This is a genomic window from Yersinia bercovieri ATCC 43970, assembly GCF_013282745.1.
GTDB lineage: Bacteria > Pseudomonadota > Gammaproteobacteria > Enterobacterales > Enterobacteriaceae > Yersinia > Yersinia bercovieri.
In genome coordinates this window covers 2613318-2638114 of sequence record NZ_CP054044.1, presented here as the reverse complement: position 1 = coordinate 2638114, position 24797 = coordinate 2613318, and the positions used below count along the sequence as shown (strand labels likewise).

The following is a 24797-nucleotide window of genomic DNA, read 5'->3' as shown; positions in this document are numbered from 1 at the left end:
CATAAAAATAAATAGAGAGTGATTAACTAGCTAATGTAGCCAAATTTAAGAATGGTATGGGATGGATTTAACACTGTTAACCGACATTCAAGCTGTTTGTTTCCCCACGAACGCAGTGGATCACTGCAGTAAGTTAAACCGCATTGGGCATAATTGATCGTGGTCTCCGGCGCGGTGATCAGCCATGTAAACGGCCACTCTTCACCGTTTATGGCATCCCCACAAACCGACATCCCGGTACATGCCTGCCTATATTGGGTTATTGAAATGGTATAACCCAGCGCCTCAGCAACCCGGATAAAATAAGCCGCCGATTGCCCGCCGATGCCAAACAATTTCGACACCACCGCCCGCTGGCGCTGGATGATGCTATCAATCTCACCTATCGCACATAAATCAGGTAACCCAAGCGTCGCTTCCCACTCGGGTAACATGGCGGTCGCTGTTGAAGGAAAAGCGGCATCAAGCAGATCACGGGCATCCTCATCACTACGTTGGAAGGATCGGGCTAGCGCTCGTAAAGTACTGGTTTGAGTCCCGTCTGATATTTTGGGCCAAACTAAGCCCCCCGGCATCAGTGCTTGAATTGCCGCGGTATAGTCATTAACAGAATATCGACTCATAGGTAGGTCACCGCGCCCCGGAGAGGTAATTGTCCGGTTTCAAGCTGGATGTTAGTCGTTGGGGAGTCGAGAATAAAACCACTGGTGCCTGTCACATCACCGATGGCCAGCAGCAGTGACGACAGTAAAATTTTACCGCCCGGCTCGCCCTCAGTAAAAAACACCTCGTCAATGGCCGTGTTTATTGCTGTGGTGGTTTCGCTATCTGCCGTAGAGATGCCGCTAATCACAAAATTCACCGGGGCCGCTACCGGGGCACAGACATAGATGATGGCGATAATAGGCTGTAAGGGATAAATGTGGTCGGCTACCCGCCCCTGATCACCGGTCGCTTTTACCGCGCCCCACTCTTCAAGCTGAGATACGCCGTCAGTCCCGACCGGAAAGCCGCCTGAATCATTGCCATCACACATGATATAAATACCGACCGTGCCCACCCCCTGCAAGCGGCGCTTCACCCAACAACGCGTTACACCCGGCACAGCCAAAGCCCAGCCGCGATAATCGGTATCGTTGCCGCCTTGAGGGGTGTTTTGATAAGCCAGCAGCATACGAGAACGAAAAGCATCTTCTGATTCAATATCAGCGCCGCCAGATATCTTAACTGTGGCGGTGGCCACCGACAGAACGCCATCGATGGCCACATCCAATGTCAGAGATGTCCCTGCATCGACATTCCCGGCAATACCGCCCCCCGTGGTATCATCCAATACGCTTGGCAGCACCGCAGTGATTGACCCGGTGGCGGAACCACCCGCGCCCAGCGTGACCTCATGATCGAGGCGATATTGATAACCATCGGCCCGATTTAACAGGCTCCCAGCGGTAATCACACGGCCTGTAGTGCCACTAAATTCGACGATAGGAGAGGTGGCGGGGTTGGCTGGCTTGCGAAACACATCTTTCAACGCGGCCCACGCGGCAAGATATTCATCGGTGGCATTATAAGGCGTGGATTGCAGCGCGATATAATCCAGATAACCATAATGCAGATGCGCCATTCCGGCATCAGCATCACTGATCACGCCGATATTGGAGAAACGTAATAAATTACCGCCGGTTTTGAGTTCTGATTGAATATAAGACAGGTTGCGCTGGCGCAGTTCGCTTAATGTGGGGCGATTAAATGGCATATATTAGGTCTCCCATACCCATGAAAATTTAACAGACGCCTGTGTTTGCGCAGGTTGTTGATAGCTGATAATGAGATTGATTCGGTTGGGAAACACTATCTGAGCATTGATACTGATTGCCGTCACCACACCATCATCAAGCAACCAAGTTAAGGCTTCATTGGCATAGTCTTCAGCCTTTAGCGCTACCTTGGTGGTGAGCTTTTCGCGGCGCAGCAACCACAGACGGGAACCTATGGGGTACTGTGACCCGGTATCACCCCACCACCCGCGCCGATCGTCGCCGTCAATAGCGTCATCAGAACGGGCCAACCGGTCCGTGAACAGGCTAATTAAAATGGCAGTCTCTAAATCATCACCATCCAACAACCCACCGCCGCCGGTTTGCCAGTCGCCCAGCAATTTGTCCGGTTCCCAGACTGTTTTGATATCTGTTGTCATTCAACCACCTTCCCCGTCACTTCACTGGTTAATGTCGCGCTACCGCCCTGCACATTTTTCAGTTGGTGATTGTGGGTGTTATAGGCTTCGCGTAGGGTTTTCAGCGTGGTGCCATTGCTGCCAGCGTTATCGACAATATCGCCGCTGACCTCCAGTAACGGGGTATTTAGGCGCACTTTTACCGCGGCATTAACCGTCACCTCAGTGGCATTGTTGACCGTGACCGGCTGACCATTGGCCTCAATAATGATGCCGGTTTCGGTTAACTTGATGTATTGCCCCCACTGCGAATAGATCACCGTTTCACCCGTATTGAGTCCGGTATGACGAAAAGACTGATGATTTGAGCCAATAATGACTGCGCTTGACCTGTCACCACCGAGGAACCCAATAACCACATCGGTGTTAGCGGGTAACCCTGACGAAAAACCAAACTCAGCCAATCTCGGCGTATCATCACGGACTTCAAGCGGGGTTTGATATTGAACGGTTTGAACGGTGCCGCCATCATTGCTGGCTGTGACCCGTCCTATCCCGAGTATCATTTTTATCTGGCGATATAGTTGGGATAGCTGCCCTGATTCGCTCATCGTGGGTTCAACTCCATAAGGTTTGAATAGAACTGATAAGGCTGAACGGTAAAGGCTTCAGGCGGCATCAGCACCATTTGAGCTGAGGTGCCATGGTCGTCTTTGAGATAGGTCACCTCCGATAACAGCCAGAGTTCATCCTTTAAGCCAAAGATAGGCAAATCAATCGGGATCAGGGTGTTGGGTTCCCATAACTTCCCGTCTTTATCGCGCCAGCTATCGACCGTTACCAGCAGCTCTTTAGAGCGCCCATAGCGGCGGTTCATTTCCCAGTCGATGCACTGCTGGGCCAGTTTTAGCGCTTTCATCGTGCTTTCAACAATGATAATACGGTTGCGATAACGCATTTTGGCCGCTTCAGGATCGCGACTGCGGGCTAACGTCACCGCGCCATATCCGGCGTCCTGTACCTGCTCCTGAAGTTGGCTCACCGACATCGATACACCAATGTAGTCAGAAAAGCGCTGATCCATACCGGAGTTATACGCGGCGTCTTCGATATTGATACCCTGCGCGACACCGCTGGCCGCTTTGCGCGTCCCCACCCGAGTCAGATAGAGGTTCCCATCGGGCAGGTCGTAATAGAGCAGCGCCGCCCAGCGGGTAATGCGGTCGATGATTTCCTGCGAGGATTCACCCCAGTTCAATGTAAATTGGGGGACAATATCCAAGTCGGTCACATCAGTCGTCACCGTAATGCTGTAGGGCTGCGCCAATCGTTGGGCTATCTGTAGCGCTGTTGATTGGCTGATCACATTGTTTGGCCACTCAGCGGAGCAATCAACCAAGTCTTGGCACTTGCTCCGCCCCGTCGCCCTCACTTCGCGGCGATTACGGCTGATCATCGGTGCCCAGCGGTCGATATACCCGGTCAGCACCATATCATCACCCAAATTAACCACGCAGGGGTCGCCGGGGTTGACCCACTGCTGGTTATCACTGCCCGGATAAAGGTCCATCAATGACAGGCTGAAATCGCTGGGTAACCGCTCTATGCTGCGAGTGACACGGATATTGTCCCAGCCCGTGATCAGCTTATTGCCAATACGTAGCGTCAAGTCATCACTCATGAATTCAGCGCCTTAAATCGAAGGGGCATGAATGCCGGATGAACAGGCACCGCCATTTTCACCAGTGCATCACCCCGGCGGGCATCCTGATAGAGCCGGTTGGCCAGATTTAGCGCGGGCAGTGAGCGGTTAAAATTGACTATCTCAACGCGAGACAGGTTGGCGCCCGTCTGCTGTAACAGCGTGACGATGGACTCACGTAACGTAATTAATGACTGATACACCTCATCATTGCCTGTATCAGCCGCTGAAAGCGCGGCACCGTCTACCACATCACAGACCCGCGTCAATATATCGACTGCATCGTCATAGCTTTCCGGTTGATATTGCGACGCGGCAAACACCATCGCGCCCGCACACAACACAATAATGAGCTGATAACTGGCGGCGGCGGTATTGCTGTCGCCGGGATTGGGTCGAAAAGTGTCGTCATTGATTGCCGTTAATTCTTGCATCATGCGGATTAAATCAAGGGTACTGGCTCCGCTGGCCAAGATGGCATTCACGACAGCCAGAACCGCATTGGCATGTGCTGCTACCGTTGCGGCCTCGGTCAAGGCATCGGTAGCAGCCGCGAGTGATGCCCGCCCCTCGACTGAAACAGCCATTCGTTGGTCCACCAGCGCGGACAGGTCCGTTGTGTCACTCTGCGTGCTGACGGACGCCGTGGCCCCTGACACGCTCCCCCCAACCGTACCGTGATTAAAGCGGCCATAACGATCACGTCCGAGGGTTGAACGGAGGACATTCCCGAGATTTGTTGCCTCACTGGTGGTTGAGTTCACCATGTTGACCCAGAATGCGGCGGTACTTTTTAGCGTTCTGATGGTTTGAGTCACTGAACGGATCTCGCCTTTGACCGTGGCAATAAAGGTGGTGACGGACTTGGAGGCCAGACCAAACCATGATGACTGAATCGACGAAACCGCATCTGCGGAGCTGGTAACAGAAAATACCCGTAAACCCGACTCAATAATGGTCAGCGTAAATTCAAAAACCCGTCCTGACTCCGCCCCTTCATTCAGGCGAAGACCGCTTTCGGGAATACTGACAGTCATTTCGCCCAGCGTTGGGTGTACTAATGTCCCTGCATCGGGCATTTCACAGGCCGCGATCAATGAATCGCGCTGGGTCATAACATCGGGCGCGTTATAAAGGCCGCTACTCTGAATAAGAAAACCACGGATGGTCAGGCGGCGAGTCGCGCGGCCCAGATCCTCAATCCATGCAGTATCGCGATAAGGGTATTCATGAATGGCCTGCCGGCGACCGAAAACACCTTCCGCACTGATAACCGCAAAGGGAACCCCACGGAAAGAGGCGGGGTGAAGATGTTCTGACCACTGCCAGCTATCGCCCCCAGTACCCAATAAATCAGAAAGTGCATTGCTGATCAGTGACATTTCCACCCCCTGAAAATAAAAAACCCCGCCAGAAGCGAGGTTGATGGTTGTTCGTTATTACGCCGGGTAACTCATTGATGTTGATATTTTCGCCCCCTTTGGCGCGGTTATTTTCTGACGTTCTCCTGTTTTATCCGTGATCAGCGTAATTTCAATTTCTGACTTATCGCCACCCATATCTTGGGTGATATCATTAATGTCCCGGCTACTATTATTGGGTGGTGTCAAAATTGATGATGATGGATTGCCTGTGATATTTTCTTTTGAGGGGTCAGGCTCTTTAGGCGATAGAGATCGCCTCTGCGACAGCAAAATATTAGGATTACGTAATCCTTTCCAGCGGTCATCATTAATCGACGTGTTAATACCACTATCAATATCTTCAGGGCTATAAGGCTGATAGCCATTTTCATGTCCAATGATGGCCGTAACCAATTTTTTCAATACTTCAGGTGAGTGAAGATCTAACCGCTCATACGGGTTTGCCCCTGTCGCACCTGAAACCGCATTAATATAACCCTGCGTATTATTTTCTGTGTTTGGCGCGTAAGTATGCAAAATACCGGATAGTGTATTGTTTCCTCTATCACCATAGAGTTGCAGTTGCCGAGAAAGAGCTGCGATCCCCTCCTGAGGATTAGCAAACGTGGAGAACCCCCCATTTTTACCTGTAGCGTTAGGCGCTACTCTTAAATTGCCCGGATTATTATTTCTGACACCTAACGCATCCTGTCCTGATTTTGAGGTTGAAGCCGCTGATGGTGTTAACGGATAAGGCGTATTTTCAGGGGCTGCTAGCTTTTGTTTTTCTTGCTCATCTTTAGGGCCATAATGCTGTTCATACTTCTTCCGATAACCCTCAGTCATTATTCCGTAATCTGACCCAACCTTATCCCACTCGTTCAGATTTTTATAAAACTCGGGGTCGTTATAACCACGGCGTAACTGCTCCGCTTCTTTCCCCCTGTTTAGCCCTAAAAAATGCGCAACTGAAATACTGTCTATACCATTAGTGACGACATCGGTGACACCTTCTATCCCGTCTTTAACTGAACCATCTGACAGGATCGCACTATAAAACTTATTCTGGCCGCGCTGTTTTAATCCATCCCATGCAGCGCTCACCTCGGCTATGTTACGGTCTAATTCGGTGAGTTGCTGATTCAATGCCGGATCTACCGTTAAGCCGAGTGTATCTGATTTTGTCAGTAGCTCTTTGTACCTGACACCCTCTCGCATTAATGTCAAAAAATTGGCATCCAGCCCTAAAGCATCCGCCAATGTTTTTTGAGTCTGCGGGGATAATTTAGGGAATATCTTGGCGACGTTGTCCAGCGTCTTGTATACATCTGCTGTGCCATCTTTGAGGCGTTCAATGACAATCCCGTTCTGAGCCAGCAATGCCTGTGTGGTGTCATTTCGTGCCCACAGGGGATCGTTGAACGTCTTGTATAACCCCTCAACAGATTGACGGGCGGCGGCGCTATCCACCCCCAATATCTGCATCGCACCGCTGACACGGCTAAACTCATCAACGGACATCCCGGCATTTTTTGCCGCAACATCAAGCGAATAGGCTGAATCAGCGGCGGCGCTTAACCCCTGAGCCGCTTTGAAACCGATATAACCCACCGCGCCAAGCGCCCCAAAGCTGAGTGCCTTACTGCCAATTTCCCCCACCATTTTCAGCGGTGGCACCAAATCACCCACAAACTGAACACCTTCGCGGGCAAACTGTCCCATGCCCTTTAACCGCGTGTTCAGGTCGTCAATACCCTCAACCGATTCTTGTCCGCCCAACTTAAGTCCGTCACGGGTTTTATCCAGATCAGGAATAAGGTTTTTAACCGCCTCTTCGATACGCTGAATGGAGGCTGAGGCTTGATCTGTCGCGGTCAGTTCAAAATCAAATGCATTACCCATTTTTGCCTGCCTTAACCTTGTTAATTCTGACCGCCTGCTGATACCACCACTGCAATCGGCTATAGGTCAGGGACCATGCATCTGCTGGCCCCCACCCATAGTAATAGGTCACATCTGCTAGCTCATTACCCCACTCTCCGGCGGCGGGGAGTAGGCTAAAAAACTCATCATGTAGACCTCACAGGCTTTATAGTCGGTGAACGCCATTTTTTTGATGGCTTCACGCGGCACATTCGACACCAGAGAAATGAGCAATCCCATCGCGCTGAGTGAGCCAGACTTGGCTTGTTCGTCATAGAACTGCTGAACCTGAATCAATATCGGTTCACTGAGTTCGATGGCCTCATAGGTGGTTTTAGTCGCGTCGTGGCTGATGGCTTTAACGAGGGGGACTGTTTTAGTGCGTTCCAGTTCAGACATCTTAGTTCTCCGTTACCGAGACCGAGCCACCTTCCCAGCGCATATCAGCGGTGGCCTCGGTGCTGTCCACTTCCTGGGTATTTACCGACCACATACCACTGCCGATAATCGTTTTGCCATTGGCCAGTTCACAGACAATATTGACATTGGTTTGATCGTTAAAATCACTGATTGACGTGCCGCCACTGTCGCGGATTTGGCAGGAGATAAACGGCGCGTTAAAGGTCTCTTTATAACCATGCACCCCATCCATGCCGGTCAGGGTTTCACGTTTGAATTTTGAGGGGCTGTATTTGAATTGCCCCGCCACCATAATAGTCAGACCGTCAACGGTGACATAAGCTGTCCCGGCGAGGCGATTGGATGTATCACCCATGATAATGAATCCTTATGCTGATGCCTGAAGGCGGAATTGGTTAAGAACGGCGAAGATGCGCAACTGATTGATCAGGACACCCGTCCACAGCACATCAACGCGGTTCGGGTTACTGGCGCTTTTTTCGACCTTCAATCCCTTGGCAAACCCTTTGGCATCCTGCACATAGCCGTTAAATTCCAACGTCTGGTACTGGGCAATCAATTCAGCGCGGATCACGTTCGGGGTGATAATCGCCGAGCCGGGGGCAAAACGGGTGCCATCGGCCGCCAGCTTCATACGGGCGAATTTCGACGTTACCTGAGTACGCAGGAATCGAGTGACAAACATCAGCAGGAATAAGGTCTCAATTTGCAAATAGCTGTCATCTTCCGCGCCATATTTGTTTTTCTGATAGGTGGTAATGATATTTTCCACCTGAACCGTCCCATCATCCGTCACAGTGACTGTGGAGATCCCGCTGTGCAGCAGGTTATTACGCTCAGTCAGCGTAAAGCGACTGGCCAGTGGCGGGGCCAGTACGCCACTAATCGCTAATGTTTGTAACGGGCGTCCGGGGTCATTACGTAAACTTTGCGCAATCGCGCCGACATAGGCCGCAGACCAGATATAGCTTGGTGTCGGAGAGCCGTTTACCCCCAACAGAGAAGCATGCTGATCGTTACGCAATTCGCCTGCCGCAGTCAGTTGCCCATAAGTCCCAGATTGAGCCGCAAAGCTATGGCCATAGAGCTGCTCGGCATAACTCCAGCGGCCGGAGCTGTCTGACAAGAACTCTTTGATTTTATTCAGTGACGCGGTGTCAGTGTATGGATTGATAATGAAATCAAAGGTCCTGTCCTGCAAATTAGCCAGCGCATCATCCAGTTCAGGCGCACCCGCACCGCCAGCCATCGGTGTCAACGTCAGCACCAAACTATCTGGTGTTGTTTCCCCGCCAGCACCGCCCAGATAATTCAGCCGTAAATCAATCGTGTTACCGTGGGCACCTTTGTTTTTAGCGGTGAGCGTGATGACCGCATCCACCGCAGCAGCAGTGACAGGCAAGGCGCTGGCGGCATTGATGGCGGCGGTTAATGCCGTGGCAATCTCTGCCACCTCATCAGTCGCCACCACCGCGACTTGCACCCGAATCCCCGCGATATACAAAGAGATAACCCCAGTTGCTGATGCCTGCGTGGTCACGGTAATCTTACCTGCTGCCGCCACCATGGATCCCGCATCGCTCACCGGTAAAATGTAGATCTCACCGGCGATGTCATTCGCTAAGTATGCAGCCATCTGACCATGCAACATTGAACCTGCGCCAGCTTGCCCCGCCACGGTAGCCACTGAGGAAACCAGTGCCGGAATATCCGCAGGTAACGAGCCTGAAGCCAACATCTGGCCGATGATTAAAGTTCGCTGCGTCGTTGTCGCCGTGTTCGCCTGTGAGTTATCAAATTCAGCGAAGAAAAGCGGCGTCCGAAGATTGCTCGGAATATGAGTAAAGGGAATGGTCATTATTTGGTTTTCTCCGCTTTGGTGGTTTCGGGTGCGGGGTTAACCTCTTTAGGTTGTTCGCGCACCACATCACCGTCGTTTAAACGACGACGCCAAAATGAGTTATCGGGAACCTCAGCGCCGGATTCAGGCAAAAAGGTACCCTTAACCGGGTCGCGTACAGTGCGACCGGCTACGGGTTTAACAATCATGGGGTTTACTCCGAAAGGTCTATTGAAACCACAGGTTCGGTGGTGCCGTCTGGCATAGACATAGTGATATCGATGCCCTCCAGTGGATCGCCCACAATGGGGTAAAAATCCTCTGGGCCTTGGTAATACTCAATATCCAGTTCCATCAGTAGTTGAGCCAGATGCCCTTCACCACTTGAATCCAGATCAATGGTTGAGCGAACTCGGGCAAACTGCTGTATTTGGCGTGTGAGGTCGTAACTGTTGATTACCGCTCGTTCAATTTGTTCTCGCAACCGCTCAAGCGACAACTCTGCCTTATTCGCCCCGTCATTCTCATTTTCACCGTCCAACTCCTGCAACCGGCCTGTAATGCGCACGGTGGTGATGGTGTTGAATTGGGGAGCGTTACGGCCTAATGACTGCTTTTCCTCGATAAGGGTTTGCACCAGAATAACCGGATACATCTCCTCGGTGGTTGGCCAGTCACGCGGGGAATAAACGCGAGTCTCTGCATCTGTATTTCCCTTGATAGCAGAGACAACCAACTGCCTGACGTGTGCAGTATTCATATTTTTACCCGATTAAGAATGAGCTTGCTGCCACCGTGACTGTCTGGCTGAACATCCGCTACGGCAAACAAGGTATTAACCGGCTCATTGGCAACGATGCCAATAAATACCCGGTCCCCTTGTTTGGGTGGTGAATGAAACTCGCTGTCCCTTACCCCTAAAACGGGGTTGGTGGTGTTAATGGTGCTACCATCATCCAGCGTGTCGATGGTCGTATAGGCCCGATCAAAGATGCCGCTGATGGTATAAGTTGGCTTATCACCTTGGGGGCGGTAATCAACCGGGTCACCAAACACCGAATGCAAGGGTGCGAGAAGATGCTGATCCCAGTTGATACCCATCAGCTACCCCGATTTATCTTCACACCATCATCGACGGTGACTGAGGGACCAATCGAGCTTGCCGCCTGCTGCCGTAACGCTTTCACATCGGTTACCACACCCAGATTAATCAGTCGTTCAGCATCCTCATGCGGCAGGAATAAACGGCTATTCTCCGCATGCGTTTTCCCGCTATGGCGCAGAGTCTGACCTTTTACAACAACCACCTCCAGTTCATCAGAGTCATCAGAGTCATCAGAGTCATCAGAGTCATCAGAGTCATCAGAGTCATCAGAGTCATCAGAGTCATCAGAGTCATCAGAGTCATCAGAGTCATCAGAGTCATCAGAGTCATCAGAGTCATCAGAGTCATCAGAGTCATCAGAGTCATCATCAGGATTATCGCTACCCCCTAGATTTTCTGTGACCTTTTCCTGATCATCGGACTCAACAGGCGATTTCTCCTTATGCTGTTCCAGTTCAGTATCCGCCGCGAACTCGGGCGGCAAGCCGCCCAGTTCGTTGATGCTCGTTTGTTGCTTTGCTGGTTTTGCCATATCACACCACCGTTGCACAAAGTGAGGCATTCACCCGACTTGGAATGACCAGCGGGGCAGATTGAACCATCAGGTAACGCTGTGCGGGGTTAGGCATAACCCATGATTTTGGTGCGAAAGCCAGAGGACCATAATTAAACTCAGGGTCTAGAATGACACCAAAGGCACGCGTCCCCATCAATTCAGCACCAGACATCAATACAGCGCCATCAGGGATCATTGGTTTTTCAATCCCATCTACAGGGTCAATAAACCAATCGTTATACAGCCACAAATCAAAGTTGCCCCAGCGGCCTTTATAAACCGCGCCCTTATTGACGCGTGGACCCGCATCGACTTGATTACCAAACGGGCTCAATGCTGGGAAAGTAATAGCATTGTCCTTAATGGTCGTATCGAGACGGAACGCTTTCCATGAGGAGGTTGTAAATACCAAGTCAGTAGCCACCGCCCCAGATTCTTTCAGCATCAATGTTTGCCAGGTTTCAATATCATCTGATGGCTGGGTATTTGTCGTGCCAGCGGGAACAGATAACGGCCATTTATCTGACCCACTCAGCGTAATCGTTAAAGAACTTGAGCGGCCAAAGTCAATCTCAGCCGTTTCAAATCCTTCCCCCACGACCATGATTTTTGCTTTAGTCAGTGCGCTGGCTGCCATCCATTCCAAACGACGGTTGATCATGTCGATTTGATCTTCCATTTCAAATTGAATGTTGAGCATCTCACGTTCAGTTGCAGTGAATTCCCCCCCAATGCGCTCCCCCATTTGACGTCGGATAGGTTTGCGCAGGTCTGGAACTCGCACATCTTTAATGTAAGCAGGCTTAAAAGTATTGGTCTGATACTTTCGGCTTTCAACCAAAAGACCGGCGACTAATGGCGATACAAAAGGTGCTAAGCGGCGCTTACCGATGTCCACATCAATTGAAACCTCTTCAGTCTCATAGGTCACGATGTTAGGAAAAAAGCGATCCAGTAACCAGTTTTGGCTTGTTTTAAGGTTAGGAACAACCTGAACCAACGCGTTGGTATCAAAAATATTCATGTAGTATCTCTTTTGATTTTCTGGCAGCCAGAACCACCAGATCAAGTTTGAAGACGAGCAAGCCCCTGCCAGGTGAGTGGCATTGAGTGCAAATCAGAAAGTGAGGTTTTAAACTGTTGCTTGGGTACTGTCTTCGAGGAAGATTGAATACGTCCGAAGTGCCGTTTTTAACTCAGCCAACGTCCATGAAGCATCATGAATAATGCGGTTTTGATTGAATTGCCCCATCAAGTAAAGCCCCCCACGCTGAGACGTTGCTGTTGTATCCACATCATCGACAAGGATCGCAACCGGCACTTCACTGCCGTCATCGGCATCTTTTGCTGACTTGATGTACTCACCTGATACCGTAATTTTACCCATCACAGTACCTCGCAAATGTATCGCCACTGCCTGAGCGATAACCCCCGTATCAGTGACCAGTTGTAATGTCCCTGAGATTAACTGGTCTGGCACAAACAACGATGAGCGCATGCCCGGTTGAAATGCATTTTGTCCAAAGTTATCCATTATTTTTTACCTTTCACAGAGTCATAGAGGCTGGTCATCTTATTGACCAGTGACGCGCCTTTTGATGCTTTGGCGGTGTCTTGTCCAAGCTGTGTATTGCCATGGGCCTGCATCCGTTCATCCAAAGAGCGTTTACGGGGCGCGGTGGCAGATGCCGGTGCAGTAGCGGCAGTGGAGGCAAGCACCCGGATCACGGCGGCGGAACTCATCCCCGAATTTAGCGCCAGAGAAACCGCTAAATCTCCGCGCCCGGTAGCATGTTTACTGCCAAAGATACGCGCACAGCGCTGGCGCTCGGCACTGCGACCTTTTTTGACGTTGCGGTCATCAGTATCATCATCACCGTCATCGTCATTTCCTTCATCCGCATCAGCATCAGCATCAGCATCATCGCTGTCGTCTTCTGCGTTAGGGTCTTTTTCATCCTGATCATCAGGGTTATTGTCGTCGTCATTCTCTTCGGCATCAGGGTCTTTTTCATCCTCTTCAGCCTGACGACCTTTGGCCTTTTTGGCCTTGTTCTTATCGTCTTCGGTCTCTTCTGTTGCTTTGGCACCCAGGCCAAACAGGTGTGTAAAACCTTTAATTTTCGCCATTACTTTTCTCCAACCAATGTTAATAAATCGCGGAATGCGACATCAGGCGGGGCAACTTGATCAGCCAGCCCCAACTGCACACCATCAGCCGCTAAGAAACATGCCGCCTCGGTGTCTCTGATGGTTCTCTCTGCTATCCCGCGATTGCGGGAAACGGTACTCACGAACAAGCGGCCCATCTCGTCAACATCAGATTGAATGGCCTTCTTTGCCTCTTCGCTTAATGCTTCATAGGGATTTGATTCGGCTTTTCTGCTGCCAAAAGTGATTATCGTAACCTGTACCCCATCGCTTTTTATGCGCTGCGACCAGTCAACATGCATCACGATGACGCCGATAGAACCAACCCCGCCGGTGCGAGGAACGATAATCCGATCCGCTGCACTGGCCAGCGCATAAGCAGCCGAATAAGCATTTTCGGACAGGATTGACCAAATGGGTTTAGCGCCTCGGGCAGCATAAATTTCATCGACCAAATCAAAACAACCGGCGACTTCACCGCCCGGTGAATCGATATCAAAACAAATGCCCTTAACCGCATCATCATTCATTGCTGTCAAAAAGCTGGCCCGAATACCGTCATATCCTGTCATACCGCTATAAGGTCGAAGGGTACCTAACTTTTGCACCAACGTGCCCTGAATCGGAATGACCGCCACGCCCTCGATAACGTCATAGCCACAATCACGCCCCTTGCGTGAAAAGAAATCATCCTCTTCGTCGGCCCAATCGGCATTAGACTGAATGCGCGTCAGACCGAACCGGTCAGTCAATGCCGCCATAACGACTTCAGCCTTGTGCGGATGAAGTGCCAGCGGGGTGTTAAAGAGCCGCTGGGCTAAATGTGGAAGATTCACTGTGCCTCCGGTTTTTGTTGTTGATCAGGTGCAAAGGTGTCAGCTTGCAGCCATGTAGGAATAGGCAACCCACGCTCAATGTATGCCTCACGTTCTCGCTGGCGCTGATCCAGCAGTTCTTCCCAGTCTTCGCCCACGTTCTCAGCAGCTTCCATTTCGAGAGTAGACAATCCAGCTTCCATCCCGAGAATGGCCCCTTTCTTCTCAGCCACGGGATCAACCCAGCCCCGCCCTGGCCCCATCCACTGAGCACGGCAATAGGCCGCTTTCGCTGTGAGAAAATCAGGTGCGCTATCAGGCAAGGGAACCTCACCTAAATCATGCAATTCTTCGATAAAACACGACAATATTGGCTGGGCGAAACCTGTAGCAAAATCATCGCGCCGGCGGGTCAGGGTTTTCCAAGCTTCCAACATGGCGGAACGGGCTGAGCTGTAGTTAACATCTGACCAGTCTTGTGTCAGTTGCTGGGTAGAAATTCCCAATGATGCGGCGATGTTACGTAACGCCGCGCTTTCAAAAGCAACAAAGTTACTGGTTGGTCGAACCGCGTTAAGGGTGGTCATCTCCTCACCGGGTGCCAGTATCGGAATACGTGCGCCACCCTGTAGTGACAGGCGTTTTTCATCGTGATACTCACGGCGCATGTCTTGATAACGGTTAACTTCCTCACCCGTATCAAGGGCTTCCGCCACTAAACTCGGGTCATAAGGTGATGTGATAAAGGCGGCAAAAATGGAGTTCAGGATTGACGACTGCAACTCAACCTCATCGTACTTAATCAGCATTTTAAGACGCTGAACGATGGGGGTGAAAATACTGATACCCCGATGCTGGGAGGCCCGGTCACTATCAAAATCATGGATGACGATTGGGCGGCCCCAGTCAGTTTCACGCGGGATACGCTCCCAGGTCATGGTTTCTTTACCGCTCCACCAGTCGCCCATGTGAGCTTTTCGGATGTGATAAGCAATAGGCACCCCATCCTCATCAATCTCTACCCCACCACGAATATTCGGCATGTCGAAATTTTGCTGAGGGTTGCTTAATCTATCCGGGTCAATTATCTGCATGGTCGTGGCATACTGCGCACGCCCATAGCCAAGACGGTCAGGTCGATATTGCATAACGCAGAGCGCATCACCGTCAGTCAGTTTGTGGCGAAAACCAAGCCGTAGTAGTTGGGCGACTGTTTTCTTCCTTTCCACATCACAATACCGGTTCGGATCATTCGCCCACGTTCGCCAGCCTGATTCAATGGCCCGTCCATATTCATCAGCCCATTTCGCGTCAAATTTAGGGTTCCCGGTCATCAGTGCCAAAGTCCGGTAATCAACCTTGGCAAGCGGCCGGAAAGACGCACCAACAGCATTATCCAAAATGCGGGTAACGCTGCCCGATGCCCAACCATCGTTACGTACCATGTCGCGAACGCGGGCAACAACCTGATCGCGGGAGGTATTGATTTCGTTATCCGGTGACCACAAGGACGGCTGCCAATTGGCCATAGAATCACTGAATGAATCAGCAGCGTCATACGGAACCCCTCGGGAACCACTCAACATTGATGCCCTTGATTTGGATGGCGGTAAGGGGCTACCGTCAGGACCTAAAATCCTTACTGGGTTTTTCATCAGTAACGAAACCTTATCGCCCTGCGTGGACGCTTAACGATGCCTAGCTGAGCCTGAAGAAGCTGAATTAACCCCATGAGTGTCCCAATATCTGTTTGCTGATAGGTAACTGATCGGGTGCCATCCCCTTGCGCATAGGAGAACGAAACGCCCTTCGCGCCGGACGATAATTCGATATAGGCTTGCTGCGCTCGGTTTAATGCCTCTTCTAATTGGGCGCGACTCATCGCACCGGCCAGTAGGCTAGTGTTTGCATTGAACATAGATATCCTTACGCCAGCCTTCTGGCTCTACTTTTGGGTGTAGTGGGTTGTGACTCTGGAATAATGACGCCCGGAAAACGCAAGTTGGGCTTGTCTTCTGTAACGTCCGAAGGAGGCAGTAATTTTTCAGGATGACTTAAAAGGCTGTCAGCATATTGGTTAAGATTTAATCCAAAATGCAGCAACCCTTTCAATGCTGCATAGCTGTATACCCGGCAATCTAATGCCTCATTTGCGCGCCCAGGCAATAATTCCCAAACACGATAACGTTGCCCGCCCGCCGTTTTAACAACGGAGCGCTCTGCAAGTAATTGGCTAAAATAGTGTAAATCACGCTCCACTGGGTAGTGCATATACCCAGCAGAAGGGATGCCAGCCGCCGGTTGCTCCATGTGAAGGCGGGAACGAATGGCGTCTTTTGCAGCATTAACACCCAGTATAATGGGCTTGAATTGAGACTTTGACCGAGAAGATGGTCGCTTTGTTGGCCAGATGGGTGAACGCTTACCGCCTCTTGCCGACTCGCCTTTTATCGCCCATATCCGCCGTCCAATGCGCTCTTTGGAAAACTCATACACTTTCTGTGTATGATGCCCGCCGGAGTCGTGACAGGCAGCCATAATCGTAAAACCTCGCCCGTCCGCTCTCCGCCATGTCTGCTTCAGGTAAGCATCAAGCCGCCGCCAGGGTTCGTCAGTTTCTAAATCCCCCTCAATAACGTCATAAGCGATAGACCAGCTTTCTTCATTCCGGCCCCAGCCCACCACCTCAATCTCAAGTCGTCCGTCTTGTGTATCGATACCGGCGGTGACGACGGCAACACCATCAGGGACTTCAGCGGAATAAACCTCACAACGTTCTGCTAAGCTTTTTTCACTGAGCGCCTTTTCACCGCGATCTTCATAGGGTTCACCCAAGACAAGGTTAATAAATGTCTGGCGCATCAAAGGGTCGTCTTTTACCCGCAACCACTCGGCAACCAGATACTTCCATGCAGCGTTAGGGAAGAGACTGTATCCCGCCCAAATATGAAAACCCGCATGCCCTTTAAAGGGCATAGTTGCCTGCCACCTTCCCGCTTTCACCATTCCGGCTTTATCGTTGTGATGGATCACACAACCGTTATGGCGGCAAACATAATAGGCGGTATCGGGTAATCCATTACCGTCAGAGTCTTTATCCCACTTAATTCCGTAAGGCGTTGTTGGCCCACCCCATTCCAGCGTTTGAAACTCACCACAGTGAGGGCATGGAACATAATATTTACGCTGATCACTTTCAGCATAAGCCTTCTCAATGCGGCTAATTCCTTTAACCGTCGGGGTTGAGCCTAATATTATTTTTCTATTCCAGAATGTCTCTGAACGCTTGGTACCCAATGCTATCTGGTCACCATCAACACCGGCCCCCGCTATCGGATACCCATCAACTTCATCAAAAGCAATGATTCGACAAGTTATACGACGGAAGCCACCAGGACTGTTTGCCCCTACCAGCGTTAAATTAGAACCATTGAGAAATTGCTTTTTAAGGATGGTCTGGTTACTGCTCTTGGCTTTCGGATCACCGGATATCTCAGCGAGAACAGGGGTATCTCTGAGCATGGGAGAAATTTCAGTCTTACTGTAATCCTCCGCATCTTCAACGCGGGGTTGCACAACTAAAATGGGTGAAGGGTCATGTACCAGGTAATAGCCGATAACATGATCCAAAATCTTGGTGTAACCCACTCGGGCAGATTTCATGACGGACACCTGAGTAACCAGTGGGTCAGTTACTGCATCCATAATGCCATCCTGATAAGCAAAAGAGCGAAATCGTCCAGTCTGTGCACTGGTCTCTTTTGACAATACCGCATGCTTATTGGCCCACTCACTCAATGATAGAGGTTCAGGGGGTTTTACGTTCTTGCGTCGTTGATGCAGTTCCGTGGAGAAGTTTTGCCAAGCGGCAGGGTCAACTGCTCTCTCCGTTGTTATTGTTATCAAGGCTTAGCTCCTCCATTGCCTCGTAAACCACTTCTTGCAGTGCTTCAACAAACTCCGCATCGTTAGTGGTTGAGGCCAGCACCCGCAAGCGGGGACCATGTTCGGGAGCGATGGCAATCAGGCGGGTACGCATACGTGAATATTCGCTACCTACCGCCTCAATCATCTCTTTGTAAGGAAGTACCTGACCTGATTTAATGTCATATTCCAACCGAGTGAGCAGCGCCAGAAAGTTTTCTTTCATTTCTCTGGCTTCATCGATTGTCATCTCGACGCCGCTTTCAGCAATCATTTTCTTCACAACGTCTGCGGGAGAATCCACCGGATCTTTATCAGGTCTGTTACCTGATCTGTTACCTTTGGCTCTGTTACCCGTCTTGTTACCTGCTTTGTTACCCTGCGTGTTACCTGCAACTTTTTTCTCTGGTCGGGTAACAGTTTTCCGAAAGCGCTCAATGTTGGCATTTGATGCCTCGACATCAATGTCATCACCCGCTAAAACCAGCCACCCACGCGCCTTCCACGCCGTAACCGTCTTTCGACTGACATTGTGAAGTTTGGCAAAATCTGACTGGTTCATGTGTTACCTCAGTTGTTACCTGTTACCCAAATTTCAAAAGTTGAAAGCTAGACGCAGAACGGGGTGCGCAATGTCCCGTGTAATAAATGTTGCCAGGAGGGACCCATTTTTTTATTGATACTGATTATCAACTGAACGGGCCGAACTATGATGACAGAACTCCCCATAAGACTGCTGGCAAAACGAGTCGTATGCCTTGGCTGCATCATCAACGCTCATGAAGCTACCTAATCGGTATTTCTTCCCATCCATCTGCGCCTGAGCAATCCAACGATTACCTTGCTTATAGACACCCTTTGCGCCTGAGGTATTAGCTTTAGTGATGCCAACATTCCTTTTGTTTTCTGCTCGAGTAGCAACGCGAAGATTGCTAATGCGATTATCTACCTTTACCTCATTCACATGGTCAATCTGACTATTGGCTTGCTCACCTGTCATATAGAGGCATGCAAGGCGATGCCCCTTATAGCGGCGACCATCAATTTGTATTTCTACATAGCCGGTTGTCATATTGGTGCGCCCAGCTACTGAGCCAGCTACAGCCCTAAAGCTACGATAGACCAGCCACATAAATGCACCTGTATCAGGATCATAGTGAAGTAGCTCTTTCAGTCTTTCTTGGGTTAGCTCTTTCATGTATCACCTGTAATTTAGGCAATAAAAAACCCCGCATAGGCGAGGCATGTTAGTTATACAATGGTTGAGTAGTTTGTTATTTAGCCGTCTTCAACGCCTGCTCGATTGCCAGACTTAATGCTCCAGGCATCAAAGCCTGTGCCATTGTATTCGCTCGGTCGAAGTATCCAAGCGTTGGTTTAACTGCCAATGCGTCACCAAACTGAATCAGCAGCTTAGGTGCTCTTTGTTTCTCTCTGGCGCGATGAACTCCATTAGGCGAGCGCTTCTGACGCCTCTTAGCCTTTTTGCTCTTCTTGCCTTTCTTACGTTGGAAGAAACCATTAACGCCATTCACCTCCCCCACAAAGACATTCTCCTTAGCCTTGAGCTGCTGCGTTTTGTTACGGGCTAAGTTACCGAACTTATTCAGCTTTATGTTTTTAGGGTTGAGCAGCGCCTGACCATTGAGCTTGTGCTGACCGCCGAACTCGAACGGTTCGAGATAGCTGGCAGCAATATCACGCACGAATACTTTGGCCTGTAATCGGTCTTTACGAGCACCAAACGAGCCAACAGAACTCACGGTAAAAGGGGTCGGATTATCCAGATTGCGCTGCATACCCACCTTCTGAGCGGCTGCAATCTGGCGAGCAACACTTGTTAGTGCCTGAGCAGCAGCAAAAGGGAGCTGCTTTTTAATCTGCTGGAGCTGATTAGATAAATCCTTAAGAGTTGCCATGATCTATCCCTAAATAGAAAAGCCACCAGCATTAACCCCCACAGCGAGCCGGAGTTAACGAGGTGACTTTGGTTTGCGCATTATCGATGGCACTCATGAAAGTACCATCTGTAATGCCAGTTAAGCCCTATTGCGAAGTTGGGCCATTCTTATAGTGGTGTTGATCACAAAAAATGAAGCGAGCAGTTGGTTATGTGAATAATAGCCATAAACAGCCTTTATATTTGTATGTATTAATCTACGATTTAATTGTGTTGGTATGCAGTTGCCAATCACAAGCAACTTTCTTCTTGATATACTTATCCCGCCCGACTGCGGGATTTTTTTGCGCCAGCAAGACAGCCAATTACCTCTTTAGGGGGCGCAGTCTGGTTATCTGTGGACTGCGACAACCCTGCGCTATTGATGTTTATGCGCTTTGAATCTTTATCGCTTCTCTCGCCACATGCCTTGTAGCTCTAAAAAGTAGAGAGGAAGCAGCGAAGAAAATTGAAGTAACGATCCACCCGATGTATGCCATGCAGGAAATGACAGCAACGAACCGTACCCAGCCCATTACCTTTTTAAACTTTGATTTATCTGATGGTTTAAATAGCCGTCCCAGATAATCCACCAGCGTTTGTTTCTGTTCGCCAGTAACAGCATCGATGGCAATAATGATCCCAAGGCTAATAGCTATGAAGATCAGCGAGAGTAGTATTAACAACCATGTATAAGCTTGAGCAATATTCAGTAAGCCGCTTTCTGGTTGCCATAGTCCGTAACCCAGCAGCAGCAGAAATGTAGTGTCGATTAAATTAATAACTATCTTAGATTTCAATTTTGAATCCCTACTGTGATTGAGCACTGTTAATTATTCGGCGGTCGTCAGTGACAACCTTTTGTAGCGCAGTGAGTTTCTCGACTAGCTTGTCGGCTCGTTCAGCGATTGAAATAAGAACCCCGACATCTGTGTCTGAAAATCCGCAGTCTCTGACTGCATCAGTGAGCTGTCCACTGGCGGGAGTAACGGGCATATCCCCAACTGAAGCGGAGAGACACTCGAAACGCTTTTGCAGCTTGATATTGCCAGCGCGGTAAGCAGCAATAGTGCCTTTTGCTTTGTTCTCAGCATCGACTACCCCTTGTTGATATGCCTTTAATTCGGCTGACTGGGCAGCCTGAAGTTGAGCCTCTTTATCGGTGGCGCTCTTTCTGGCGGCTATTTCTGCCGTTAGGTCTGATTTATCGCGCTTAGTCCACTTGAGAGACCATTCCGAATCTTTACTATCGCTGCCCCACCAGTACCCACCACCGACTAAAACTGAAATCGTCAGTGCGACGGCTATCAATCTCAATAGAGTTTCTTTCATGTGGGTATCTCAATGTGAGGCGCATCCAAGAACTTCGCTGGCTTGTCATTCGGGTTATCCGTCCAGGTGATACCGAAACGCAGCTTCACACCCAACTCTTTACCAGCGCGGTGCATGGCATCCAATACCGGCAACCAACATTTATAATCATTCCAGTCAGCACCAGTGGGGAGCAGATCAACCGCATTGCCGGAGATATGACGGCTATTCATGGTCTGGCTCTTACCAGTGGCCACCAGCTCTTTTTGCCGTTCTACCGTGCGGACACCTTCGATAACACCGAAATCAACCGTTGATAGTTCAAGAGCGCGGCGAACGACTTTCACCAGGCTAGCGTTAACGCCTTTCAAATTGCTTTCACTGCGCTGGCTAAATTTATTGTTTTGCATCTGATACCCCGACCTTGCGCTTAACAAGCCTGAAAGCGATTTCACGAATGGCTGACAGTCCAACCATCCCAATCATGCAACTGACGAATATTTCTATCTTTCCCGCAGCTACTTCAGCTAAAGCGCCGTTCAGCCACGGAATGGAATCTATGAGTCGTATAATCAAGGGGGCAACTATTGGACCGAGGTTCACCCCGACAAGACCACAAACCAGCCCCTCTCCAATCCCCTCTCTTAATCGACCACCACCCCATACCACGCGCCTAAATGCGACGATAAAGCCAACAAGGAAACCGTTAATTGGCGTCGAGTGCAGGGAGTAAAATGCAAATAACGCTCCCAGCCACCCTGGGTCTTTTTCTGGCATTCTCATAACCACCTCCCCATATGGGGAATTATCTTCCCGGCGTTGGTCGGGTTCGTATGCTGTTGTGTAGGAAATAGCCCTGCCGCCGTGATCCATTCAGACACGGAGTTTGTTTGAGGGTGATTGGCGCTGGCGGCGAGGCTAAATAAAAAAGGCCACCAAATTGGCAGCCTTAAAATTGGTTATGCGTGGAGTTACTTAACGCATAAGAGAAATAGGTTAACGCATTCGGCTGGGTACTGTTTCACAACGATTGGATTAACAATCCAGTACCCATGCGAATGTAGTCTCGCTATCGGTTAATTCTACATACGGGATAATCACACATGTAAAAAAGCCCCGCGATATGCGAGGTTTATAATACGAAAAGAATGTGGACTTATTTATTAGTTAACATATTTTTCTGCCCAAGATCTATGTACTGGGGTCATGCCTGAAAAATTTTGAACCTGCTTGGCTCTTGAAGAGGTAACATGAAAAAAACGCCAACACGCAGAGATCATTTCTCCCCACGACAACCCTGTATAAGGATAGTGCAAATCGCCAACATCGGACTCCAAGTACCATGCATGGAAACCCTCAGAAGGGGAGCAATCTGTAATATTTATTATTAGGGAGTTAAGGAGGGGATAATTATTGTCTATACAGAACTTCCCAACAGCTCCAGCATATTCCCCGACCATGTTATGGCTTAGCCCAAAAGCATTTTCCAACTCATTGTATGGAACGACTCTTTTATCTTGTGCGACTTGCGATAGGTGGCGCAAAAAATAGTCAAAAGTAGTAGGGTTTATAGCAAACATAATCAATCTCCGAAAGAAGGTATGTACTTGAATGAAGGCATAAAGCAGCTTCGATAGACAGCATAACACTTCATTCAGTAAACCTAATGATTGGGGTCAAGTAAATGCTATAAACAGTGGGCGTCTAATCTAAGACTTTAACCAACCTACCAGTATAAACTTGCCAACCTCAGGATCTAATAACGTTTTTTTGATCTGAAACATAATGTTAAAACTAGTCTTTTTGATTGTGTAAGCTACGTGACAAAGTAACCACTCTTAACACAATAATAGGTAAAATTCGTTACGAATAGCTTTTTATGCAATTTTTTCTATTTCAAATTTATGTGTCCACTCATCCATTTCTAACTTGGCCCCTGCCATCAGCAGACAAGCATCAACAAACGTCTCGGCCATCATGAGTTTTAATCTAATCTTTCCTTCAGAACATTTCTGTTTCCGAGCAATTGCAGATTTTGATATCCCTTTTTTGTAGTGCTGCTCTATCAGTTCATAATCTTCATCTCTTCCCGCTTTCTTCAGTCGGCCTACAGCGGCATCCACCAGCAGACCGTCATTATCACAGCACGACAATCGTGATTTTGTGGTACTGGATAACAGACCTTTGAATCCGGCTGCAATGGGGGAGTAACCAACGCCACTATCTTCATTTGCTGCCCAACCACCCCAGCGTTCTAATACCAATTGAATATCACGCATATTATGGATACCCCTCTGAATCTCTGAACGTTACCCAATAAAAAAGCGAGCCGTATTTAATATACGACTCACTATTTATATTGATTAGCTATGTATATATATTACCATAACTCGTAACGAGAAAAGACATAATAACACCAACATCAGCCACAATAGCAGCACGTTAGGCGATGTAAATGTCATTATTTAATTATCCGTCAACGCATCCCCTATATGCACCCCTATCAAATTCAGATATACCGCATCATTATCTGAGCCTGAAAAACTCTGATGTCGCTCACTTTGTAAATACCATTTCAACACATCAAGTGCTTCTCGTTGATGGCGAGGGCGGATGATTTCAAGCTTCTTATCAAGATAGGTTTCACGGTCTGATATAGGGCCGTCGCAATCATAACCATATCCACCTGGGTCCATTTCTTTGCAAGCAGCATTACGCACCGTATATAACCATTGCCAATACTGAAATTCTCTTACAACATCAGACAGTGTGTGAGGCTCTGGTAAAACCCCAGCGAAACCCTTTGACGCTTGCGCTCGCAGGTCCCATACCTCAGTAACTCGCTTACCCTCAATACATCCCTTCTTTTTTTCCTTAGGTGTCCAGCCAAAATCATTATCATAAATATCACCACAGACCATCTCCATGAGTTGTTCAGCTTTGGTAGGTTCCAATGCAGCTTCATAGCTGCCAAATGTCCCCCTGACCTCTGCTGCACGAGTAAATTGGGTTCTGGCCCTGTCGATATAATGCTGCGGGTCGCCCATCATCATTGTGGAAAAGCTGGCAGTCCATCCCGCACCATTCGCTTCCAAATAACGAGTGTAATTATCACGAGCATCTTTAGGGGATATAGTCAGCTTGTGCAAGGCTTCCTCTGCCGCCGCAATGTGTCCCGGTTCGCCGGTATTAATAACCTCCAACACCCACAAATAGGCATCAGTCTGCCTGTCTCCCGTAATACGCCGCTGCACGGGTAACGGCTTTGGCACAATAAGTGCTGTGCTGTATTGCTTCTCTGGTATCGTAAACATCGCTGTATGCTCGAGATTATCTGCAAATAATCCAGACCGCTTACAGGCGCTTTTGACCGTGCTCAGGTTTAGATTAGTCATGTCAGCTATCCGTTTATAGCCGATGCCTGACTGTTTAAGCCGAAAGACTTCAGCACGTAATTCTTTGGTCATTCTCATAATGTGCATACCCCGTATTCTTTTACTCTCTGTCAAGGCATTGGTGTCATACCCGCCAG

At 49.4% G+C, this 24797-nt stretch carries 31 protein-coding genes; all 31 read right to left on the bottom strand.

Annotated features, from left to right (window positions below; all coding sequences use genetic code 11):
- Window positions 1-26: 26 nt before the first annotated feature.
- The 31 genes from HRK25_RS11860 to HRK25_RS11710 all read right to left on the bottom strand — a co-directional run bounded on the left by HRK25_RS11860 (window position 27) and on the right by HRK25_RS11710 (window position 24747).
- Window positions 27-623 carry a YmfQ family protein gene (locus HRK25_RS11860; RefSeq protein WP_032898835.1) on the bottom strand — a complete coding sequence of 199 codons (597 nt, stop codon included), beginning with the start codon at window positions 621-623 and terminating at the stop codon, window positions 27-29.
- Window positions 620-1756, bottom strand: a complete 1137-nt coding sequence (locus HRK25_RS11855; RefSeq protein WP_005278822.1) for a baseplate J/gp47 family protein — start codon at window positions 1754-1756, stop codon at window positions 620-622. The genes HRK25_RS11860 and HRK25_RS11855 overlap by 4 nt, the downstream gene beginning before the upstream one ends.
- Before the next feature lie 3 nt (window positions 1757-1759).
- On the bottom strand, window positions 1760-2197 hold the full coding sequence (locus HRK25_RS11850) for a phage GP46 family protein (RefSeq protein WP_032898837.1): 438 nt from the start codon (window positions 2195-2197) through the stop codon (window positions 1760-1762).
- On the bottom strand, window positions 2194-2787 hold the full coding sequence (locus HRK25_RS11845) for a phage baseplate assembly protein domain-containing protein (protein ID WP_032898840.1): 594 nt from the start codon (window positions 2785-2787) through the stop codon (window positions 2194-2196). Before HRK25_RS11845 ends, HRK25_RS11850 begins: the two co-directional genes overlap by 4 nt.
- Window positions 2784-3857 carry a phage baseplate assembly protein gene (locus HRK25_RS11840; RefSeq protein ID WP_032898843.1) on the bottom strand — a complete coding sequence of 358 codons (1074 nt, stop codon included), beginning with the start codon at window positions 3855-3857 and terminating at the stop codon, window positions 2784-2786. The genes HRK25_RS11845 and HRK25_RS11840 overlap by 4 nt, the downstream gene beginning before the upstream one ends.
- Window positions 3854-5260: a DNA circularization protein gene (locus HRK25_RS11835; RefSeq protein WP_032898846.1), complete on the bottom strand. Its 1407-nt coding sequence runs from the start codon at window positions 5258-5260 to the stop codon at window positions 3854-3856. The genes HRK25_RS11840 and HRK25_RS11835 overlap by 4 nt, the downstream gene beginning before the upstream one ends.
- 57 nt (window positions 5261-5317) lie before the next feature.
- Window positions 5318-7183: a hypothetical protein gene (locus HRK25_RS11830; protein WP_005278834.1), complete on the bottom strand. Its 1866-nt coding sequence runs from the start codon at window positions 7181-7183 to the stop codon at window positions 5318-5320.
- 117 nt (window positions 7184-7300) lie between these two features.
- Window positions 7301-7603, bottom strand: a complete 303-nt coding sequence (locus HRK25_RS11825; RefSeq protein ID WP_005278837.1) for a phage tail assembly protein — start codon at window positions 7601-7603, stop codon at window positions 7301-7303.
- A 1-nt stretch (window position 7604) separates the two neighbouring features.
- A complete protein-coding gene (locus HRK25_RS11820) occupies window positions 7605-7979 on the bottom strand; it encodes a phage tail tube protein (protein ID WP_005278840.1) in 375 nt (124 codons plus the stop codon).
- Window positions 7980-7991: 12 nt separating this feature from the next.
- Window positions 7992-9482 (bottom strand): phage tail sheath subtilisin-like domain-containing protein, encoded by a 1491-nt coding sequence (locus HRK25_RS11815; protein WP_099460538.1) that lies wholly within the window; start codon window positions 9480-9482, stop codon window positions 7992-7994.
- A complete protein-coding gene (locus tag HRK25_RS11810; protein ID WP_032898850.1) occupies window positions 9482-9673 on the bottom strand; it encodes a DUF2635 domain-containing protein in 192 nt (63 codons plus the stop codon). Before HRK25_RS11810 ends, HRK25_RS11815 begins: the two co-directional genes overlap by 1 nt.
- A gap of 5 nt (window positions 9674-9678) precedes the next feature.
- The gene (locus HRK25_RS11805; protein WP_032898853.1) at window positions 9679-10224 is read right to left on the bottom strand and encodes a hypothetical protein; all 546 of its coding nucleotides are present in this window, start codon (window positions 10222-10224) and stop codon (window positions 9679-9681) included.
- Complete coding sequence (locus HRK25_RS11800) at window positions 10221-10565, bottom strand: head-tail joining protein (RefSeq protein WP_019209678.1); 345 nt, start codon at window positions 10563-10565, stop codon at window positions 10221-10223. The genes HRK25_RS11805 and HRK25_RS11800 overlap by 4 nt, the downstream gene beginning before the upstream one ends.
- On the bottom strand, window positions 10565-11101 hold the full coding sequence (locus HRK25_RS11795; protein ID WP_173361769.1) for a hypothetical protein: 537 nt from the start codon (window positions 11099-11101) through the stop codon (window positions 10565-10567). Before HRK25_RS11795 ends, HRK25_RS11800 begins: the two co-directional genes overlap by 1 nt.
- Before the next feature lies 1 nt (window position 11102).
- Complete coding sequence (locus tag HRK25_RS11790) at window positions 11103-12149, bottom strand: major capsid protein (RefSeq protein ID WP_032898857.1); 1047 nt, start codon at window positions 12147-12149, stop codon at window positions 11103-11105.
- Between the two features lie 108 nt (window positions 12150-12257).
- Entirely contained in the window at window positions 12258-12659 is a 402-nt protein-coding gene (locus tag HRK25_RS11785; protein ID WP_032898859.1) for a head decoration protein, read from the bottom strand.
- Entirely contained in the window at window positions 12659-13255 is a 597-nt protein-coding gene (locus HRK25_RS11780; RefSeq protein WP_032898861.1) for a hypothetical protein, read from the bottom strand. Before HRK25_RS11780 ends, HRK25_RS11785 begins: the two co-directional genes overlap by 1 nt.
- Window positions 13255-14112, bottom strand: a complete 858-nt coding sequence (locus HRK25_RS11775) for a S49 family peptidase (protein WP_032898862.1) — start codon at window positions 14110-14112, stop codon at window positions 13255-13257. The genes HRK25_RS11780 and HRK25_RS11775 overlap by 1 nt, the downstream gene beginning before the upstream one ends.
- Complete coding sequence (locus tag HRK25_RS11770; RefSeq protein WP_244262479.1) at window positions 14109-15746, bottom strand: phage portal protein; 1638 nt, start codon at window positions 15744-15746, stop codon at window positions 14109-14111. The genes HRK25_RS11775 and HRK25_RS11770 overlap by 4 nt, the downstream gene beginning before the upstream one ends.
- Window positions 15746-16009, bottom strand: coding sequence for a gpW family head-tail joining protein (gene gpW / locus HRK25_RS11765; RefSeq protein WP_005278866.1), 264 nt, complete (start codon window positions 16007-16009; stop codon window positions 15746-15748). The genes HRK25_RS11770 and gpW overlap by 1 nt, the downstream gene beginning before the upstream one ends.
- A gap of 8 nt (window positions 16010-16017) precedes the next feature.
- On the bottom strand, window positions 16018-17796 hold the full coding sequence (locus tag HRK25_RS11760; RefSeq protein WP_338122525.1) for a phage terminase large subunit family protein: 1779 nt from the start codon (window positions 17794-17796) through the stop codon (window positions 16018-16020).
- 169 nt (window positions 17797-17965) lie between these two features.
- The gene (locus HRK25_RS11755) at window positions 17966-18577 is read right to left on the bottom strand and encodes a hypothetical protein (RefSeq protein WP_005278871.1); all 612 of its coding nucleotides are present in this window, start codon (window positions 18575-18577) and stop codon (window positions 17966-17968) included.
- A gap of 111 nt (window positions 18578-18688) precedes the next feature.
- On the bottom strand, window positions 18689-19213 hold the full coding sequence (locus tag HRK25_RS11750; RefSeq protein ID WP_005278874.1) for an HNH endonuclease: 525 nt from the start codon (window positions 19211-19213) through the stop codon (window positions 18689-18691).
- 76 nt (window positions 19214-19289) lie between these two features.
- Window positions 19290-19934 (bottom strand): hypothetical protein, encoded by a 645-nt coding sequence (locus HRK25_RS11745; RefSeq protein ID WP_049602777.1) that lies wholly within the window; start codon window positions 19932-19934, stop codon window positions 19290-19292.
- 409 nt (window positions 19935-20343) lie between these two features.
- The gene (locus HRK25_RS11740) at window positions 20344-20754 is read right to left on the bottom strand and encodes a hypothetical protein (RefSeq protein ID WP_032898468.1); all 411 of its coding nucleotides are present in this window, start codon (window positions 20752-20754) and stop codon (window positions 20344-20346) included.
- Window positions 20755-20764: 10 nt separating this feature from the next.
- Window positions 20765-21286: a DUF2514 family protein gene (locus tag HRK25_RS11735; protein WP_226713517.1), complete on the bottom strand. Its 522-nt coding sequence runs from the start codon at window positions 21284-21286 to the stop codon at window positions 20765-20767.
- Complete coding sequence (locus HRK25_RS11730; protein ID WP_005277004.1) at window positions 21283-21675, bottom strand: M15 family metallopeptidase; 393 nt, start codon at window positions 21673-21675, stop codon at window positions 21283-21285. The genes HRK25_RS11735 and HRK25_RS11730 overlap by 4 nt, the downstream gene beginning before the upstream one ends.
- The gene (locus tag HRK25_RS11725; RefSeq protein ID WP_071984933.1) at window positions 21662-22048 is read right to left on the bottom strand and encodes a phage holin family protein; all 387 of its coding nucleotides are present in this window, start codon (window positions 22046-22048) and stop codon (window positions 21662-21664) included. The genes HRK25_RS11730 and HRK25_RS11725 overlap by 14 nt, the downstream gene beginning before the upstream one ends.
- Before the next feature lie 380 nt (window positions 22049-22428).
- Window positions 22429-22845 carry a hypothetical protein gene (locus tag HRK25_RS11720; protein ID WP_032898469.1) on the bottom strand — a complete coding sequence of 139 codons (417 nt, stop codon included), beginning with the start codon at window positions 22843-22845 and terminating at the stop codon, window positions 22429-22431.
- Between the two features lie 297 nt (window positions 22846-23142).
- Window positions 23143-23544, bottom strand: a complete 402-nt coding sequence (locus tag HRK25_RS11715) for an antiterminator Q family protein (RefSeq protein WP_005277008.1) — start codon at window positions 23542-23544, stop codon at window positions 23143-23145.
- Window positions 23545-23730: 186 nt separating this feature from the next.
- Complete coding sequence (locus HRK25_RS11710) at window positions 23731-24747, bottom strand: hypothetical protein (protein ID WP_005277010.1); 1017 nt, start codon at window positions 24745-24747, stop codon at window positions 23731-23733.
- Window positions 24748-24797 lie beyond the last annotated feature (50 nt).